The 1,371-nt window shown below is 68.4% G+C and carries 1 protein-coding gene; it reads right to left on the bottom strand.

Going from position 1 to position 1,371, the window contains the following annotated elements; translation table 11 throughout:
* Window positions 1-127 precede the first annotated feature (127 nt).
* Window positions 128-1,294 carry an IS701 family transposase gene (locus ADK67_RS08120; protein ID WP_053715777.1) on the bottom strand — a complete coding sequence of 389 codons (1,167 nt, stop codon included), beginning with the start codon at window positions 1,292-1,294 and terminating at the stop codon, window positions 128-130.
* Window positions 1,295-1,371: the final 77 nt, after the last annotated feature.

Here is a 1,371-nt window from a genome sequence, read left to right as displayed (position 1 = left end):
TACTCCAGCCGCAGTTCGTGATGTTGTGTCTGTCTTCGCTGGTAGTGGGCTTGTTTGGCGCGGTGTTGGTGGCGTCTGCGCCAGTGGGACCAGCTCCAGGTGTGGGCGCGGTCGGGAATGGTGGTGATCAGGTGTGCCAGGAGACGCCTGACCTCGCCGAGGGTGACCGGGATGAGGCCGCTGCCAGGGCTTTTGGGGCGATGGCGGCGGTGACGGCGAGGTAGGTGTGGGCGAGCATGGCCAGGGTGATGTGGCGGTACCAGGCGTCGTAGCGGCGGACCTGGTACTGGTCCAGGCCTACCTCGGTCTTGGCGGTCTGGAAACAGTCCTCGACCGCCCAGCGGGCACCGGCCACGCGGATCAGGTCGTCGTCGGTGGTTCCCGTTGGGGCGCAACACAGGTAGTAGGCCAACTCGTACTCGCCACGACGATTGGGCGTCAGGGACCGGCGGATCAACAGCCACCGACGCCAGCCCGGCGGTGTGGTGTCGTCGTAGACGGGTAACGAGGCCACCGCCCAGTCGAACAGGCGCTGCCCCTTGGCGCCCTGGCCGCAACTGCGGCGCTTCCACGCCGCCGGTGGGGCGTCGGCGGTCAGGAAGTCGGCGCGGGTGGCGCCCGCGGTGGCGGGAATGGTCTGGCTGCTCGGCACGGCGACCACGTAGCCGATACGTCGATCTTCCAGCCAGGCCCGGAATTTCGAGTCGCCGCCGTAGGCTTCGTCCGCGGTCACCCAGCGGGCCGGCACGCCGGCGTCCAGTGCCCGGGCCAGCATCGCGCGGGCGAGCACGGGCTTGGTCGCGAACTCCACGGTGTCGGGCACCGCCGCCTCCCGACACCGTTCCCGGTCGGCGTCCCAGGACTTGGGCAGGTACAGCTCCCGGTCGATCAGCGTGCGGCCTTTGCTTGTGGTGTAAGCGAGAAACACGCCGAGTTGGCAGTTCTCGATCCGTCCGGCGGTGCCGGAGTACTGCCGTTGCACCCCGGCCGACTTGTCGCCTTTCTTCAGGAATCCGGTCTCGTCCACCACCAGCACGCCCTCGCCGTCGGCCAGGTGCTCCACGGCATAGTCGCGGGCGTCGTCGCGGACCCCGTCGACGTCCCATGTCGCGGCGTTGAGCAACCGCTGCATCCCGTCCGGCGTCGCCTCACCGGCCACTTCGGCCAATGTCCAGCCGTTCTTGCCCGCGATCGGCGCCAACAGACCCCGCACATACGCCCGAGCCCGACGCCGCGGCTCCGCCCGCAGGAACCGGCCGGCCACCCGCCCGAACAACTCGTCCAAGCCGGTCATCCACGCCTGGACATCCTCATCGACCAACACAAGATCGACAAGCTACCAGAACATGATCACGAACTGCGGCTGGAGTA

Source organism: Saccharothrix sp. NRRL B-16348, assembly GCF_001280085.1.
In the GTDB taxonomy this organism is placed as follows: domain Bacteria; phylum Actinomycetota; class Actinomycetes; order Mycobacteriales; family Pseudonocardiaceae; genus Actinosynnema.
The sequence above is the reverse complement of the archived record's forward strand: the minus strand, read 5'-3'. Positions and strand labels throughout refer to the sequence as shown.